We start from the raw sequence: 14,687 nt of genomic DNA, 5'->3' as shown, positions 1-14,687 counted from the left end.
GCCCGCTAAACGTGGGCCATTTCATTTCAAGATCAGTTCAATTCAGCTTGGATAACTTCTGCTGAAGTTCTGCCAACTGCTTCTTTATTTCGTCCAGATCTTCTTTGGGCTCTGCCTTGCCCTCTTCTTCGTCTGGCGAGGACCATCCGCCAGACAAACCACCAGTCATGGCTTTCAAGAACGCTTTTTGCTGCGCTTGCAGCGCGTCGAACCCCGGCATTTGCGACATCGGGTTCATGGCGTTCATATTCTCCATCATCTTGCTTTGGCTTTCGCGCAGCATCTCGAATGAGCTTTGCAGGAATTGCGGCATCATTCCCCCGCCCGGCACCATGTAGCTGCGGACCAGATCGTTCAGCACATTCACCGGCAACACATTCTCGCCCCGGCTTTCATGTTCGGCAATGATCTGAAGCAGATATTGACGTGTCAGGTCATCCCCGGTTTTCAGGTCGATGATCTGCACTTCGCGCCCTTCGCGGATAAACCCCGCAATATCTTCGAGCGTCACGTAGTCGCTGGTCTCGGTGTTATACAGCCGACGGCTGGCATAGCGCTTGATCAGCAGCGGTTTTTCTTGGTCCGACACCGGGTACCCTCCCCAAGGATGATGCGTTGCAGCACAGGTTATGCGACTGCAGCACAAAAAGAAAGGGCAGGTCAATGGACCTGCCCAACGCGATTGCACCAGATGGGAGGATTGGGTGCGGTTCGCGGACGTTTCTTACTTTGCAGTTGCAGCTTTTTTGGCTGCAGTGGTGACCTCGTCGGTCGCTTTCTTGACAGCAGCAGTTGCTTCTTCTGCAACGTCTTTGCCAGCAGCCATCAGCAGCTCAACGGTTTCGGTCTGAACTTTTTTCGCGATTTCAGCGAAAGCAGCCAGGTTTTCAGCTGCAACTTCAGCCGACGCGCTTGCAAAGTCGGTTGCCGCTTTTGCGTAATCGGCAGGCTCTGTCTTTGCTTTCGACATCTCGGTCAGTTTGGCCAGGGTTTCCTTGGTCCATTTGTTCGAGATCTCGGCCGATTTCTCAGCAGCTTCCAGAGCAACACCCGACAGCTTCTCGTTCAGCGAAGCGGTCGATTTGAATGCATCTTCCATTGCGGTGGTGTCCACCGGGAACGCGCCCATCATGTCTTTCATGATCGCGCTAAAGTCTTGGGTCTTTGCCATTGTCCTAATCCTTTTAGCCGGTCCGGGCCCACCCCGGGCTTCATCAGCTTGAGGACAATATGAATGCTGCGTCGCAGCATTGCAAGTTTTTTCTTGCTGCAGCGCAGAATAATTTAAGTTTCAAAATGAAATCAGACGTTTGGATTTGCCAAAACATACGTCCCCGGAGCGGGTGCAAGGCTGGCATAATCCGAATCGCCGGCAACGCGCGCAGGCACTTGTTTGCCGGACCGTTTCTTCAGCCAGGCGTCCCACATTGGCCACCAGGACCCTTCGTGATAATCCGCCTCTTTCAGCCAGGTAGCAGAATCCGCTTTCAGGTCCGGGTTTGTGTAATGCCCGTATTTCTTTTTACTTGGCGGGTTCACAATACCTGCAATATGACCAGACTCTGAAACCACGAAAGTCTTCGACCGCGATCCCATCTTCTGAACACCACGATAGCAGTCTTTCCAAGCGGCGATATGATCGGTTTCACAGGTAATGGCCATCAAGGGCACGTCCACATCACTGACGGACAACTTGTGTCCCATCAGCTCAATACCGTCAGTTGCAAACTCGTTGCGTTGACACAGACCGCGTAGATACTCGACGGCCATTCTGGCCGGAAGGTTCGCGCCATCGCCGTTCCAATACAGCAGATCAAAGGCCGGAGGCATCTCGCCCATCATATAACTGCGAATGGCCGGTCCATAGATCAGATCGCGCGACCGCAGGAATGACATCGTACGTGCCATGATCCACGAGCGCAGCACACCTTCCTTGTTCACCTCTTCCTCAATCCCGTCGATGAAATCGTTTTGCAGGAATGGTGTAAATTCACCCTGATCAGAAAAATCCGTAAGCGCCGTGAACAGCGTTGCCGATTTTACCGACTTGTCGCCACGCTGTTTCAGCAGTGACAGAGTCAGGCTGAGCGTGGTGCCCGCGATGCAGTAGCCAACTGCATTGACCTGTTTGACCTTGCAGATCTTCTTGGCAACGTCGATTGCCGTCAAAAAGCCGTCCTGAATATAATCCTCCATGCCGGTTTCGGCATAGCTTTCATCCGGATTGACCCAGCTTACAACAAACAGGGTGTAACCTTGCTCGGTGATCCACTTGATCAGGCTGTTCTGGGCTTTCATGTCCAGAATATAAAACTTGTTGATCCAGGGCGGGAACAAGACGATCGGTGTCTCATGCACAGTATCCGTCGCAGGTTTGTACTGGATCAGTTCCATCATCCGATTGCGGTAAACCACGTCTCCCGGCGTGGTTGCCAGGTTTCCACCAACCTCGAATGCACTTTCATCTGCCAGCTTCACGACCAGTTCGCCATCATTGGCTTCCAGGTCTGCAACAAGGTTCTCCAACCCTTGAATCAACGATTGACCCTCGGTTTCGACCGCCTTTTGCAGCGCATCCGGGTTTGTCGCCAGAAAATTGGTCGGCGACATCATGTCGATGATCTGCTGCGAGAAATACTGCAAGCGTCGCTTGTCCCTGACATCCAAATCGTCGACCGAGGCGACAGCCTGCGCAATGGCCTGAGCGTTGGTTTGGTACTGTTGACGGATCAGACGGAAATAGGGGTTGGTTTCCCACATGGGGTTGGCAAAGCGCTTGTCCCCGGGTTTGGCTTCTTCGTCCTCCACTTCACCGGTTGTCAGGGCTTGCTGCGCTTCAGCAAAGTTCAAAACCGACTTTCCCCAAAATTCTATCTGCTGTTCCAACAGTTTGGCGGGATTTTGCCAAGCCTCGGCCCAATAGGCCGTTGCTGCTCGTGCAAAAAGCTCTTGATTCGGGCCATCTAAAGCAGGGGTGTGCGACTTTTTTGTCGCCATAACATCGATCAAACGTTTCGAGAGCTGCTCGACCTTACCCATATTTTCTTTAAGGCGTTCAATATGTTCATCTGATACGTCTGGCATTTGGTCTTCACTTGTTGTCATTTTAACAATTCCCCCCTAACCTCGCTGCTATGCAGAATAACGTCGTGGGTGCTGGGGGGCAAAGCGACGAATGGTCCGAACTCTCAGGCTGACACTCAGGAGGCCCCATTTATGCGCTACATGACGACCTACGACCTTATGGAAACCATGCGCAACACCAACCAATGGCTGGGTGCGACGGCCAGCGCGATGGCATCTTATCCGATGTTTTCCATGGTGCCCAACCCCACGTTCAACTGGATGGCGGCCTGGGGGGAAGTGACCGAGCGGACCTTCCAGCGGATGGTTGTCAAACCTGACTGGGGCATCCGGACCTTCACCTGTGAAGACGGGAAAGATCATCTGGTCGAAGTCACAACCGTTCTTGAACGCCCCTTTGGCGATCTGGTCCATTTCCGCGTCAATGGCCGCGAAGAACAGCCACGCAAGGTCCTTTTGGTTGCGCCCATGTCCGGCCACTACGCGACCCTGCTGCGCTCGACCGTAAAAAGCCTGCTGGTCAATTGCGAAGTCTACATCACCGATTGGCATAACGCGCGCGATATTCCAGTGTCTGCGGGCAAGTTCGATGTCGAAGATTACACCCTCTATCTTGTCGATTTTATGAAAGAGCTGGGCCCTGACACCCACGTTGTTGCCGTATGCCAGCCTGCGCCCCTGACCCTTGCGGCCACAGCTTATTTGGCCGAGGTTGAACCTAAGGCGCAACCCAGCACATTGACCCTGATCGGTGGACCGGTGGATCCCGATGCGACACCGACTGATGTGACCGATTTCGGACGACGCGTCACAATGGGCCAACTGGAAGAGACAATGATCCAGCGTGTTGGCTTCAAGTACAAGGGCGTCGGTCGCATGGTTTATCCGGGGCTGTTGCAGCTGGCCTCGTTCATGTCGATGAACGCCGAGCGACACTCCAAGGCGTTCTCGGATCAAATCCAGCGGGTCATTCGTGACGAAGCCTCGGATCAGGATGCGCACAATCGCTTCTATGATGAATATCTTGCCGTTATGGACATGACCGCCGAGTTTTACCTGTCGACCGTCGAGCGTGTCTTTAAGAACCGCGAGATTGCGCGGAACGAGTTTGTCGTTGCCGGACACAAGGTGGACATGTCCAAGATCACCAATGTAGCGGTGAAAACGGTCGAAGGGGCAAACGACGACATTTCAGCCCCCGGACAGTGCATTGCCGCGCTTGATCTGTGCACCGGCCTGCCGGACAGCAAAAAGGCAAGCCATGTGGAACCCGGCGCAGGCCACTATGGCATCTTCGCGGGCCGCAGCTGGCGTGACAACATCCGCCCACTTGTGATTGATTTCATGAACGAAAACAGCCGCAACAAGCGCCGCAACGCTGCCAACACAAACAAAGTAGCCTGAAAAACATGAGCGAGCCTGCGTATAGCGGTCTCGCCTTTTCCTGTCAGTGCGGCAGCTTGCGGGGAAACATTTCGGCCCGAGGTGTCCGGCAAGGGACGCATGTCGCGTGTTTCTGCCACGATTGCCGGGCCGCGCAGCTGTATTTCAAACGACCGGACCCAGCGCCCGGAGCCGTCGATATACTCCAGATGGCACCGGATGAAATTAAGATCACCAAAGGCAAAAAATTTCTTGCGACCATGAGGCTTAGCCCCAAGGGGATGCTGCGATGGTACGCCAGTTGCTGCAATGCCCCGCTGGCAACAACTCCACCTGGCCCAAATCTTCCCTTTGCCGGGTTTATTGTTCGCAGATTTACAGGTGACATTTCGGTTCTGGGACCCGTGACGACACGTGGGTTTGTCCCTCAGCCGAACGGCAAGCAAAAACATGAGAAAATAAGGTTTGCGGCCTTTGGGCTACTGCGCCGCGTCGCAGGTTCGCGCCTGTCAGGGCGGTGGAGGAACACACCGTTTTTCGACAGTGAAACCGGTGAGCCAGTTGTCACACCGCTGGTTATCACGAAAGACGAACGCGCGACACTTTACCCCTAGTCGAAACGCTGCGGGGCGTTGAGCCAGTTTTGCAAAGCTTCGTTTACGGCTTCAGGTGCCTCGATGGGCAACAGATGCCCCGCGTTTTCAATAACATGCAGTTCAGCGCCCGGGATCAGATCGGCCATGAAGGAATGCCGCCGGACCGGCGTCAGAGTGTCGTGCGCACCGCACAGTACCAATGTGGGCACCTTGATCTTCCGTAAAGCGGCTTGCTGGTCGGAGCGGCGCTGTAAAGCGCGCATCTGACGTACAAAGGTCTCGACCCCCATCCCCTCAGCCATTGCCAGAAGATCGTTTAGAATGGGAATACGCTGCGGCCCCGGTGCCAGAGCGTCAGACCCCACAAGTTTACGCATCCCCTCTTCCAGCCGACCGCCTTGAGCTGCAATGATCAGATCTTCCCTGCTGGCCGCTATTTGCGGTGTATCTGCCTGCGCGTCAGTAGCCATCAAACACAAGCGCGAAACGCGTTCCGGTGCCCGTCTGATCAACTCCAGTGCCACGACGCCCCCAAGATTCAGACCGGCCAGCGCGAAACGATGCGGCAGTTGGTCCACCAGACCCGAAGCGATTTCTTCAATCCGCTCGCCACCGGATACAGGCGCAACCGTCACTGCCCGCGTGCGGGACAACAGCTCGACCTGCGGGCGAAACAGTCGGGCATCACACATAAATCCAGGCAAGAACACCAGCGGCTCGATCACGCGGGGGCCTCCATCCTCTCGGCTATCCGAGCTCTTCTCTTTCCTGACAGGATGGTAGGTTTGCCGCGACCGGGCAAGGGAAACTTCACGGATAGGCAATTGCCCGAAACACAGGAAAATCATTATAGCGGCGTTGTCGCTCGGATCTGTTTTCAACCGGTTCCGCGCCAGGCTTCAACAGGCATCCGCGCGGGGCGATATAGCTGTCAATCCTGCGCAATGGTTTGGGCCGCCACACAAGATTGAACGCGCAGAGCTTCGGAAAGAACCAGATCTCAGAATAGTCAAGATGATCGTGCATCCACCACGCCAGATCACGCCAGTCGCGCCCCTGCGCGTATTGATCCGCAAACCAGGGGATGACGATTGACGCACCGGCGATCCGCGCATCGCCTTCGCCTCGATCCCAGATATGGCATTCCAGCGGGTTGTCATTGCGGGCGCAGTTTAGTCGATTTTCATTGCCGAACTGGTTTAACGACGGCGACCTGTACCCTGATCGCACAGCGATCCGACCAAAGGTTTCCTCCAATGGGTCCAGCAGGGTTTCGCAAAATGCGCACCCTGTCTCAATCGCCAGATTCGGATTGTCTGGGATATTCTGTTTCTTGTGGAAATTGCCAATCTCGGAATAAAGGAAGTCACGCATGAAAAAGTGCCGGGACAGGCGGACGCGACCCAAAGTCTCCAGGCTCCACATGCTCCCCGGTTTTTTCATTCCGTCTCCTCAACTCCGCTCGGGCTTCACTCGACGCCCAGCTGTTTCAGCCACTCTAGAATACCCGCAACAGCGGCATCGGTCTGTCCCGGTGACATCAGCCGTCCTGCAATGACATGTGACGCGGGATCGTCCCCGGACCCCATCGTGACCAACTCGACCGTTGCGGGCGCGCGCCAGGCCTCGGCGACCTTATGTGTTCTGTCGGGGCGCACGACCTGATCATCGTCCGAAAACCAAAACAACGCCGGCACCGAAGCCTGCGAAAAATCCAGCGCATACACCGTATCCACCAGAACAGACATCGGCACGACTGCTTCCCATGGGTAAACTGCTGACCAGTATTTGTTTTTCTCAGGGTCCGGTCCTGACACGTCACGCTCTGGCCCCATCAGGATCGGCAACCAACGCCTCGCCCAAGGCAAGGAAGGCACCCACGCAGCGACGGTATTTACGCCGAAGTTTGGAGACACAAAAACCATGCCGACGACATCCGCGCTGAGATCGGCATCCAACGCGGCAGCAGCGGCAAGCGTCCCTCCGGTCGAGGTTGAAATCACGATCACCTTGTCCCCAACCGCGCGCGCCGCAGCCAAGCCTTCGGCAGCGTCCTGCATCCAGCCCGAGGCTGTGCCTTCCGCCATCGCAGGTCCAACCCGGCCATGGCCCTGCAAGCGTGTGTAGACAAGATTTGCCCCCAGCGCGTCTGCCACCAGATCTGGAACGGGTCGAATTTCCTCGGAACTTGCTGAAAAGCCGTGGATGTACAGAACGGAATAGGGCGTGCGCTGTTCCTTGAATCCCTCCCGCCAGACCACACGCTTTTCGACACCTGGAACAATATCGTCGAACGCGGCTTCGGTGCTTTCAAAATAGACCTGCACCCCTTCGCCAAACTTACGGGAATCAAAGCTTGGATGCAGATCGACCTCCTCTCGAGGTCCGAACCAGTAGATCACGCCGCAGGCGACGATCAGCGCCAGAAAAATCCGCCCAAGCAGCCAACCAAAACGCCGCATCAGACCGCTCCCAACACGTCTAAAACCGCGTCTTCGATCATCCTCAGACAAGGCCCGTCCGAGAACCGGTGGTCTGCGTCCTTGACCAGCAACAGGCGCATATCTGGCCCGGTCGCGTGATCCAGCAACCGCACAGCAGTTTCCGTGGACACCGCCGTGTCGGCCGTTCCCTGTAAGAAACGCACTGGAAAGGGCAGATGAAGCGGGTCTCGCAGAACCAATCGCTGCCGCCCGTCCTCGATCATTTGCTTGGTGATGATATAGGGCTCCATGTAGTCAGAGGGCAGTTCTACATGACCAACGCTGTCCAGCGCAGCCTTTTGTTCATCGCTGAATGCCGCCCAATAACCATCTTCGGTAAAATCCGGCGCAGCAGCAATTGTAACCATGCCCGCAATTCGATCTCGCATCGTCTTGGCCAGCAACAACGCCTGCCATCCTCCCATGGACGACCCCACAACGATCAAAGGCCCATCAGTCAGCGCTGTCACCGCCGCGACGGTGTCTTCATGCCAATCACCGATGCAGCCATCGGTAAATGCCCCCGAACTTTCACCGTGCCCGGAGTAATCGAACCGCAAAAACGCCTGCCCCCGCGCCTGCGCCCAGGCCTCCAGATGCACGGCCTTGGTGCCTTCCATATCCGACTTCAGCCCGCCCAGAAAAACGACGGTCGGTCCTGTCCCTGCGCTCTTGTGATAAGCCAGCCGCCGCCCCTGCGCCGTCTCGAGAAAACTTGTCGCTGCCATGAAACCCTCTATCCTTTTGCAGCATCATGCACGCCACGTGCCCAAGTGCAATTCCCGGATCCTTCATCATCTGGCTCTAAATATCCCGGGGTGCGCGAGGGGCTGGCCCCTCGCTCCCGCCCTTGACACCAGCACCCCTACCTGCCAAATCAGCCAAACACACATAACCCGCAACCGGGCGTTCAGTGGGCGCCAAACCGACGAGGAGAGCCGATATGGCCCTGGATTCTCAATCCGTCTCTCTCACCTTTCCCGATGGCAATGCACGTATCTATGACGCAGGCGTCACGCCCGCGCAGGTGGCTGCCGATATCTCAACCTCGCTGGCCAAAAAGGCCATCTCGGCCACGGTAGACGGCCAGCATTGGGACTTGCAATGGCCCATCGAAGCCGATGCGCAGATCGCCATCCACACCATGAAAGATGAAGAGCAGGCCAATGAGCTGATCCGTCACGATCTGGCGCACATCATGGCGCGTGCCGTTCAGGAAATCTGGCCCGCCACCAAGGTTACGATCGGCCCCGTGATCGAAAACGGCTGGTATTATGACTTTGACCGCGCGGAACCGTTCACGCCCGAAGACCTCGGCCTGATCGAGAAAAAGATGAAGGAAATCATCAACAAGCGCGATCCTGTTACCACTGAGGTCTGGGACCGTGAGCGCGCGATCGAGTTTTACGAGGCCAATAACGAGCCCTATAAGGTCGAGCTGATCGAAGCCATTCCGGGCGACGAGCCGCTCCGCATGTATTGGCACGGCCACTGGCAGGATCTTTGCCGTGGTCCGCACCTGCAACACACCGGTCAGGTGCCGGGCGACGCGTTCAAACTGATGTCCATTGCTGGTGCCTATTGGCGCGGCGACAGTGACCGCGCGATGCTGCAACGCATCTATGGCGTGGCTTTCACAGGCAAGGAAAAGCTCAAAGCTCACCTGCATATGCTGGAAGAGGCCGCCAAACGCGACCACCGCAAGCTGGGCCGCGAAATGGACCTGTTCCACATGCAGGAAGAGGCCCCCGGTCAGATCTTTTGGCACCCCAACGGTTGGACCATCTACACGCAATTGCAGGACTACATGCGCCGCCAGCAACGCAAGGGCGGGTATGTCGAAGTCAACACTCCGCAGGTTGTGGACCGCAAACTGTGGGAGGCTTCAGGCCACTGGGACAAGTATCAGGAAAACATGTTCATCGTCGAAGTGGACGAAGAACATGCCCGCGAAAAGGCGATCAATGCCCTGAAGCCGATGAACTGTCCGTGCCACGTGCAGATCTTCAACCAAGGTCTGAAATCCTATCGCGATCTGCCTCTTCGAATGGCGGAATTCGGATCGTGCAACCGTTATGAGCCGTCAGGCGCCTTGCACGGTATCATGCGCGTGCGCGGCTTCACGCAGGATGATGGTCACATCTTCTGCACCGAAGATCAGATCGAATCCGAGACTGCCGAGTTCATTCGCTTCCTGTCCGAGATCTACAAGGACCTCGGATTCGAAAACTTCTCGGTCAAATTCTCGGATCGTCCTGAAAAACGATCGGGCTCTGACGAGGTTTGGGACAAAGCTGAAGCCGCTTTGCTCAGTGCAACACGTGCTGCGGGGATCGAGCCAGAGCTCAACCCCGGTGAAGGTGCCTTTTATGGTCCCAAGTTGGAGTTTGTCCTGACCGACGCAATTGGTCGTGACTGGCAATGCGGCACGCACCAGGTCGATTTCGTTCTGCCAGAGCGTCTGGACGCCACCTATGTCGGCGCTGACGGCGGTAAACACCGCCCCGTTATGCTGCATCGCGCGACACTGGGATCTTTCGAACGCTTTATCGGTATCCTGATCGAAGAACACGCAGGCAAGCTGCCTTTCTGGCTCGCCCCGCGTCAGGTCGTGGTCGCCTCGATCACGTCCGAGGCCGACGCCTATGTTGCCGAGGTTGTTGAAACCCTGCGCGCTTCAGGTGTGCGTGCCGAGGCCGACACTCGCAATGAAAAGATCAACTACAAGGTCCGCGAGCATTCGGTCGGCAAAGTGCCGGTGATTCTGGCCGTTGGTCACCGCGAAGTCGAAGACCGCACTGTAAGTGTCCGCCGTCTGGGTGAAAAACAAACACATGTTCAACCGCTTGACGTTGTAACAAATGAGCTGTCGCAGGCAGCCACTCCACCGGATCTGCTGTAACATTCGGCCGCATATCGCTGGAAATCTGGCCTCCGATTTGGGGCCAGATTGAAACATTTCATCCTTTTTTCATCAAAAACAATGTATTACGCTGCAAGAGGGCATGCCGCCCCCTGACGTGCTTGTGAGACACGGGCTCGTGAATTCAACTCTGGCCATCAAGCCACTACCTTTGTCAGTGTCACAAGCAGACATACCCAGTCATCAAGAGGATTACCGTGATGTCGAACACAGCTAAGTCCCTGGTTATTGCAACCGCAGTCGCAGCCGCCGTATCGGGCGCAGCAACCACTGCAACCGCACAGGCAAAAGAAAAATGCTATGGAGTATCGCTGGCCGGTCAGAACGACTGCGCCGCAGGCCCCGGCACCACCTGCGCGGGCACCTCGACCGTTGACTATCAGGGCAACGCATGGACCCTGGTTGACGCTGGCACCTGCGCGGACATCGAACTGCCTGCAGAGGCAGACGGCACACCGCGCAAAGGTTCGTTGGAAGCCCAGGAACGCGATTTGCCGGCATAAGGTCGATCATACGAATTCAGAGGGGCGGGCCAGATCGCCCGCCCTTTCCCTTTCGTGATCAAGGAACTGACCCATGTTGGATGATGCACACCGGTCGAACCGCCTGCCCGCAGCACCGGGCGTTGGCTACAAACCGCAACATTTTGCTCAGATACTCGAACACGCAAGGCCTGTCGCATGGCTGGAAATCCATGCGGAAAACTATATGGGCGACGGTGGGCGCCCCTTGGCGCAGCTGCGCCACCTGTCCGAACAATTCCCGATCTCGGTTCACGGCGTTGGCCTGTCCATCGGCGGCGAAGGCCCCCTTGACCCCGATCATCTGGCCCGGCTGAAACACCTGGTCGGTTGGCTGAACCCTGCCAGCTTTTCCGAGCATCTGGCATGGTCCACCCATGACACGCATTTCTACAACGACCTGCTGCCCCTGCCCTATACCGACGCGACTTTGACGCGCGTATGCGAACATATCGATCAGGTACAGGAAACTGTTGGGCGGCAGATGCTGTTGGAAAACCCCTCCAGCTATCTGGCTTTTGAAGAAAGCACATGGTCAGAGCCCGATTTCCTGAGAGAGATCGCCACACGCACCGGCTGTGGTCTGCTGCTGGACGTGAACAACGTCTTTGTTTCAGCGACCAATCTGGACTTTTCACCTCAGGGTTACATTGACGCTTACCCCCTTGAGAATGTGGGCGAAATTCATCTTGGCGGCCATGATGAAGACGAAGACGACCATGGCCATCCGTTGTTGATTGACAGCCATGGGCGCGAAGTCGTCGATCCGGTCTGGGCCTTGTTGGATTATGTGCTGGAGCGTTCGGGACCGAAACCCGTTCTGATCGAATGGGACACCGATGTCCCCGATTTTCCCGTTCTGCGGGAAGAAGCGGTTCGTGCGCAGGCCGCACTCGAGCGGATTCCGGCATGAGCGTTTCGCAGTCCGAATTCCGCGCAGCCATGATGGATGCCTCGGCCCCCGTACCCGAGGGTTTGCTGGATGCCGAGGCGCAACCAGCCGGTCGCCGGTTCAGCGTCTATCGCAACAATGTTGCCGTCTCATTGACTGAGGCCATGCATCAGGCGTTTCCCGTCATCACCAAGCTGTTGGGGCCTCAGAACATGGACGGGCTGGCCGGGATATTCCTCCGTCAGCATCCACCGTCATCGCCGCTGATGATGTTCTACGGTGAAGCATTTCCCGATTTCCTGGCTGGAATGCAGCAGCTTTCGCATATTGGTTACCTACCGGATGTCGCGCGGCTGGAACTTGCACTGCGCAATTCTTACCACGCCGCCGACAGCCAACCTGCTCCGGCGGAAGCGCTGGCTGTAGATCCCGAGCAGGTCATGCAAGCCCGGCTACACTTTGCCCCGGCCATGCAGGTGATCCGCTCAGATTGGCCCGTCCACGCGATCTGGCGCTTCAACACCGAGGCTGATGCCCCGAAACCGGATGCACGTGCTGAGGATGTGTTGATCACACGCCCGGAATTCGACCCCATTCCCCAACTGCTGCCCGTTGGTGGAGCCGACTGGATCGCCCATATGAAAAATGGCGACACAATTGGCGAAGCATTCGAGAAAACCGCTGCGGAACAGCCGGAATTTGACCTTGGAACCACTCTGGCACTGCTTTTACAGGGCGGTGCATTAACTTCTGTGACTATCGAAAGGCTGGAGACATGACTGCCCTGATCTCAATTCACAATTCTGCTCTTGAGAAGGTGGACCACGCGTCCAACTGGTTGACTCCAACACTTGCGCGGCTGGTCTTCATTGCCGTTCTGCTGGTTTACTACTGGAACTCGGCCATGCTGAAGATCGACGGTTCGATCTTTTCACCGTCGGCTGGTGCATTTGGTCAGATCTTCCCCAAGGCGGCCGAGGCCGTTTTATATGACGTGTCCCAAATGACATTCTTCCAGCGCATCGTCATCTTCTTCGGAACGGTCGCCGAGTTTGTCCTGCCTGCCTTGTTGCTGGTTGGCTTGTTCACGCGTCTGGCGGCGCTGGGATTGATTGGGTTCATCTGGGTGCAAACGCTGGTCGACGTCACCGGCCACGGCGTGAAACTTGGCAGCCTGTTTGACGCCGCGCCTTCCATCCTGGATCAGCGCACGATGTGGACTTTCCTGATGCTGGTCATTGTGATCAACGGCGCAGGCCCGCTCTCGCTGGACCGTATCCTGCGCCTGAAATGATCTAGAAATGCGCTTTGGGCTGGTCCGGTTTTCCTGCCGCCAGCCCAAGCACGCCGGCCACACCGGCAAAGGCGATCGGGAACATGGTGAAGACGCCAAACCCAAACGCATAGTACATCGCACCGGCTGAAATCAGCAGCAAAACCCCGCCGATCAGAGCTCGCGCAGGTGCCATCGCCCCTCCGGCAATTGCCAGCAAAGGCGCGATAATCGAAAGGGCCTGGATCAGGCCGGGGTTATCGACTTGGCTCAGAACCCCGTCAATTTCGCCGACATGGTCGACAACGACCACTTTGGCATATCCGAAAAACCCGACGATCATACCGATCAGTCCGGCAATAACGCCCAAAGTCATTGCGGCATTACGCATAGAAAATCCTCACTTTTGATCTTGGGCAGATAAGCACCCATTCAGGAAACACCAAGCTGCGCCCGGGTTTCAGCGGTCCATCCCAACAGCAGCTTACCGTTATCCTCAATCAAGGGGCGTTTCATCAGGGTCGGGTGTTCTTTCAAAAGCTCCAGTGGTGCTTTTGCGCGCTGGCCTTCATCTAGCCCACGCCACGTTGTTGATCTTGTATTGAGCAGAGCATTGCCGAATTCGGCAAAACCTTGCGACAGAACAGAATCCGGCACACCGTCTTTCCGAACATCAAGAAATTCCGCATCTGGCAAAGATTTCAATGCCTTGCGACAGGTATCGCAAGCCTTCAAGCCATAAAGTTTCATCACTGTGGTACTCCTGCTCGTGCTTTCATTTTAGGCAATCACGCCTGTTTTTGGCAGTTATTCTTGATTTTTTACTTCACCGTGCAATGTTGAAAAAGGCGAAACATGTAAATTGGACTGTTCTGCAATCGCGAAACAGTGGGATTTACGATGACGCCGACCACAGCCCCCACCAATTTGTGGGACAATGCGTAAGTAGAAGGAGACACGGGACATGCCAACCGGCACCGTGAAATGGTTCAATACCACCAAAGGCTATGGATTTATTGCCCCTGATGAAGGGGGCAAAGATGTGTTTGTTCATATCTCGGCCGTAGAACGGTCCGGCCTCACCGGACTCGCAGACAACCAAAAAGTCTCATACGAGTTGCAGGACGGACGCGACGGACGCCAAATGGCATCTGAATTGAAGCCGTTGTAGCGACACCCCCGCCCAACGCGGAGTGATACATTTGAGGATGACGGCCAATTTCCGGCCGTCACCCGCCCCCCACCGGACATGTTCCATTACCCTCGTGCGGGCTTTGGCCTGTCATGAGCAATCCAGTTGTCGCCCATGGCAACGATGCAGGACGTTCCGGTCGCATAGGTCACGACCATCGTCCAGTCGCCGCGCTGGTTTGACCAAACTTCCATGATTTGTTCAGGTCCGCGAACACCAGTGGCCACACGTTCCGACCCAAACTGCCCTTCTAGCTTTTGGTGTAACCGGTGCGTCGGCTCACACAGAATTTCTGCGATAGGAGACTGAGCCTGCGCTGGCAAAGTATGGCTAAAGAGCA

Annotated in this window: 18 protein-coding genes; 8 read left to right on the top strand and 10 right to left on the bottom strand. The window is 56.1% G+C overall.

Features of this window, described 5'->3' with window-relative positions; all coding sequences use genetic code 11:
* Window positions 1-37 precede the first annotated feature (37 nt).
* The 3 genes from phaR to ALB80_RS00330 form a co-directional block, all read right to left on the bottom strand.
* On the bottom strand, window positions 38-589 hold the full coding sequence (gene phaR, locus ALB80_RS00340; protein WP_050602042.1) for a polyhydroxyalkanoate synthesis repressor PhaR: 552 nt from the start codon (window positions 587-589) through the stop codon (window positions 38-40).
* Between the two features lie 135 nt (window positions 590-724).
* Window positions 725-1,171, bottom strand: a complete 447-nt coding sequence (locus ALB80_RS00335; protein WP_050602041.1) for a phasin family protein — start codon at window positions 1,169-1,171, stop codon at window positions 725-727.
* Between the two features lie 131 nt (window positions 1,172-1,302).
* Window positions 1,303-3,105, bottom strand: coding sequence for an alpha/beta hydrolase (locus ALB80_RS00330; RefSeq protein ID WP_050602040.1), 1,803 nt, complete (start codon window positions 3,103-3,105; stop codon window positions 1,303-1,305).
* Between the two features lie 111 nt (window positions 3,106-3,216).
* Here ALB80_RS00330 and phaZ point away from each other — a divergent pair, with 111 nt between their 5' ends.
* Window positions 3,217-4,488, top strand: a complete 1,272-nt coding sequence (gene phaZ, locus ALB80_RS00325; protein ID WP_050602039.1) for a polyhydroxyalkanoate depolymerase — start codon at window positions 3,217-3,219, stop codon at window positions 4,486-4,488.
* 5 nt (window positions 4,489-4,493) lie between these two features.
* Window positions 4,494-5,081 carry a DUF6151 family protein gene (locus tag ALB80_RS00320; RefSeq protein WP_050602038.1) on the top strand — a complete coding sequence of 196 codons (588 nt, stop codon included), beginning with the start codon at window positions 4,494-4,496 and terminating at the stop codon, window positions 5,079-5,081.
* Here ALB80_RS00320 and ALB80_RS00315 read toward each other — a convergent pair.
* The 4 genes from ALB80_RS00315 to ALB80_RS00300 all read right to left on the bottom strand — a co-directional run bounded on the left by ALB80_RS00315 (window position 5,078) and on the right by ALB80_RS00300 (window position 8,274).
* Window positions 5,078-5,788, bottom strand: coding sequence for an alpha/beta fold hydrolase (locus ALB80_RS00315; RefSeq protein WP_050602037.1), 711 nt, complete (start codon window positions 5,786-5,788; stop codon window positions 5,078-5,080). The two genes, ALB80_RS00320 and ALB80_RS00315, sit on opposite strands and share 4 nt — an antisense overlap.
* 85 nt (window positions 5,789-5,873) lie before the next feature.
* Complete coding sequence (locus ALB80_RS00310) at window positions 5,874-6,488, bottom strand: hypothetical protein (protein ID WP_050602036.1); 615 nt, start codon at window positions 6,486-6,488, stop codon at window positions 5,874-5,876.
* Between the two features lie 44 nt (window positions 6,489-6,532).
* On the bottom strand, window positions 6,533-7,525 hold the full coding sequence (locus tag ALB80_RS00305; RefSeq protein ID WP_050602035.1) for a carboxylesterase: 993 nt from the start codon (window positions 7,523-7,525) through the stop codon (window positions 6,533-6,535).
* Window positions 7,525-8,274 carry a carboxylesterase gene (locus tag ALB80_RS00300; RefSeq protein WP_050602034.1) on the bottom strand — a complete coding sequence of 250 codons (750 nt, stop codon included), beginning with the start codon at window positions 8,272-8,274 and terminating at the stop codon, window positions 7,525-7,527. The genes ALB80_RS00305 and ALB80_RS00300 overlap by 1 nt, the downstream gene beginning before the upstream one ends.
* A 215-nt stretch (window positions 8,275-8,489) precedes the next feature.
* Here ALB80_RS00300 and thrS point away from each other — a divergent pair, with 215 nt between their 5' ends.
* From thrS to ALB80_RS00275, 5 genes are all read left to right on the top strand, one after another.
* Window positions 8,490-10,448, top strand: coding sequence for a threonine--tRNA ligase (thrS, locus tag ALB80_RS00295; protein ID WP_050602033.1), 1,959 nt, complete (start codon window positions 8,490-8,492; stop codon window positions 10,446-10,448).
* Between the two features lie 221 nt (window positions 10,449-10,669).
* The gene (locus ALB80_RS00290; RefSeq protein WP_050602032.1) at window positions 10,670-10,972 is read left to right on the top strand and encodes a DUF2282 domain-containing protein; all 303 of its coding nucleotides are present in this window, start codon (window positions 10,670-10,672) and stop codon (window positions 10,970-10,972) included.
* Window positions 10,973-11,045: 73 nt separating this feature from the next.
* A complete protein-coding gene (locus tag ALB80_RS00285; protein ID WP_050602031.1) occupies window positions 11,046-11,903 on the top strand; it encodes a DUF692 family multinuclear iron-containing protein in 858 nt (285 codons plus the stop codon).
* The gene (locus ALB80_RS00280; protein ID WP_050602030.1) at window positions 11,900-12,661 is read left to right on the top strand and encodes a DNA-binding domain-containing protein; all 762 of its coding nucleotides are present in this window, start codon (window positions 11,900-11,902) and stop codon (window positions 12,659-12,661) included. The genes ALB80_RS00285 and ALB80_RS00280 overlap by 4 nt, the downstream gene beginning before the upstream one ends.
* Window positions 12,658-13,176 (top strand): DoxX family protein, encoded by a 519-nt coding sequence (locus ALB80_RS00275; protein WP_050602029.1) that lies wholly within the window; start codon window positions 12,658-12,660, stop codon window positions 13,174-13,176. Before ALB80_RS00280 ends, ALB80_RS00275 begins: the two co-directional genes overlap by 4 nt.
* A 1-nt stretch (window position 13,177) precedes the next feature.
* Here the strand turns inward: ALB80_RS00275 and ALB80_RS00270 are convergent, their stop codons facing one another.
* Together ALB80_RS00270 and ALB80_RS00265 are read right to left on the bottom strand one after the other, a co-directional pair.
* Window positions 13,178-13,546, bottom strand: coding sequence for a hypothetical protein (locus tag ALB80_RS00270; protein WP_050602028.1), 369 nt, complete (start codon window positions 13,544-13,546; stop codon window positions 13,178-13,180).
* A gap of 41 nt (window positions 13,547-13,587) precedes the next feature.
* Window positions 13,588-13,905, bottom strand: coding sequence for an ArsC/Spx/MgsR family protein (locus tag ALB80_RS00265; RefSeq protein ID WP_050602027.1), 318 nt, complete (start codon window positions 13,903-13,905; stop codon window positions 13,588-13,590).
* A gap of 214 nt (window positions 13,906-14,119) precedes the next feature.
* Between ALB80_RS00265 and ALB80_RS00260 the strand changes: the two genes are divergently transcribed.
* Complete coding sequence (locus tag ALB80_RS00260) at window positions 14,120-14,326, top strand: cold-shock protein (protein WP_050602026.1); 207 nt, start codon at window positions 14,120-14,122, stop codon at window positions 14,324-14,326.
* Between the two features lie 86 nt (window positions 14,327-14,412).
* Here the strand turns inward: ALB80_RS00260 and ALB80_RS22790 are convergent, their stop codons facing one another.
* Window positions 14,413-14,541, bottom strand: coding sequence for a hypothetical protein (locus ALB80_RS22790; protein ID WP_256364005.1), 129 nt, complete (start codon window positions 14,539-14,541; stop codon window positions 14,413-14,415).
* Window positions 14,542-14,687 lie beyond the last annotated feature (146 nt).

This window comes from Ruegeria sp. 6PALISEP08, assembly GCF_001238295.1.
Lineage (GTDB): Bacteria > Pseudomonadota > Alphaproteobacteria > Rhodobacterales > Rhodobacteraceae > Ruegeria.
Note: the sequence above shows the minus strand (reverse complement) of the source record. Positions and strands in the feature narration are given on the sequence as shown.

Coding starts and splice junctions, on each gene's coding strand:
- ALB80_RS00335 (WP_050602041.1), bottom strand. CDS start 1,171: ATGGCAAAGACCCAAGACTTTAGCGCGATCATGAAAGACATGATGGGC.
- ALB80_RS00330 (WP_050602040.1), bottom strand. CDS start 3,105: ATGACAACAAGTGAAGACCAAATGCCAGACGTATCAGATGAACATATT.
- phaZ (WP_050602039.1), top strand. CDS start 3,217: ATGCGCTACATGACGACCTACGACCTTATGGAAACCATGCGCAACACC.
- ALB80_RS00320 (WP_050602038.1), top strand. CDS start 4,494: ATGAGCGAGCCTGCGTATAGCGGTCTCGCCTTTTCCTGTCAGTGCGGC.
- ALB80_RS00310 (WP_050602036.1), bottom strand. CDS start 6,488: ATGTGGAGCCTGGAGACTTTGGGTCGCGTCCGCCTGTCCCGGCACTTT.
- ALB80_RS00305 (WP_050602035.1), bottom strand. CDS start 7,525: ATGCGGCGTTTTGGTTGGCTGCTTGGGCGGATTTTTCTGGCGCTGATC.
- ALB80_RS00300 (WP_050602034.1), bottom strand. CDS start 8,274: ATGGCAGCGACAAGTTTTCTCGAGACGGCGCAGGGGCGGCGGCTGGCT.
- thrS (WP_050602033.1), top strand. CDS start 8,490: ATGGCCCTGGATTCTCAATCCGTCTCTCTCACCTTTCCCGATGGCAAT.
- ALB80_RS00290 (WP_050602032.1), top strand. CDS start 10,670: ATGTCGAACACAGCTAAGTCCCTGGTTATTGCAACCGCAGTCGCAGCC.
- ALB80_RS00285 (WP_050602031.1), top strand. CDS start 11,046: ATGTTGGATGATGCACACCGGTCGAACCGCCTGCCCGCAGCACCGGGC.
- ALB80_RS00280 (WP_050602030.1), top strand. CDS start 11,900: ATGAGCGTTTCGCAGTCCGAATTCCGCGCAGCCATGATGGATGCCTCG.
- ALB80_RS00275 (WP_050602029.1), top strand. CDS start 12,658: ATGACTGCCCTGATCTCAATTCACAATTCTGCTCTTGAGAAGGTGGAC.
- ALB80_RS00270 (WP_050602028.1), bottom strand. CDS start 13,546: ATGCGTAATGCCGCAATGACTTTGGGCGTTATTGCCGGACTGATCGGT.
- ALB80_RS00265 (WP_050602027.1), bottom strand. CDS start 13,905: ATGAAACTTTATGGCTTGAAGGCTTGCGATACCTGTCGCAAGGCATTG.
- ALB80_RS00260 (WP_050602026.1), top strand. CDS start 14,120: ATGCCAACCGGCACCGTGAAATGGTTCAATACCACCAAAGGCTATGGA.
- ALB80_RS22790 (WP_256364005.1), bottom strand. CDS start 14,541: ATGGAAGTTTGGTCAAACCAGCGCGGCGACTGGACGATGGTCGTGACC.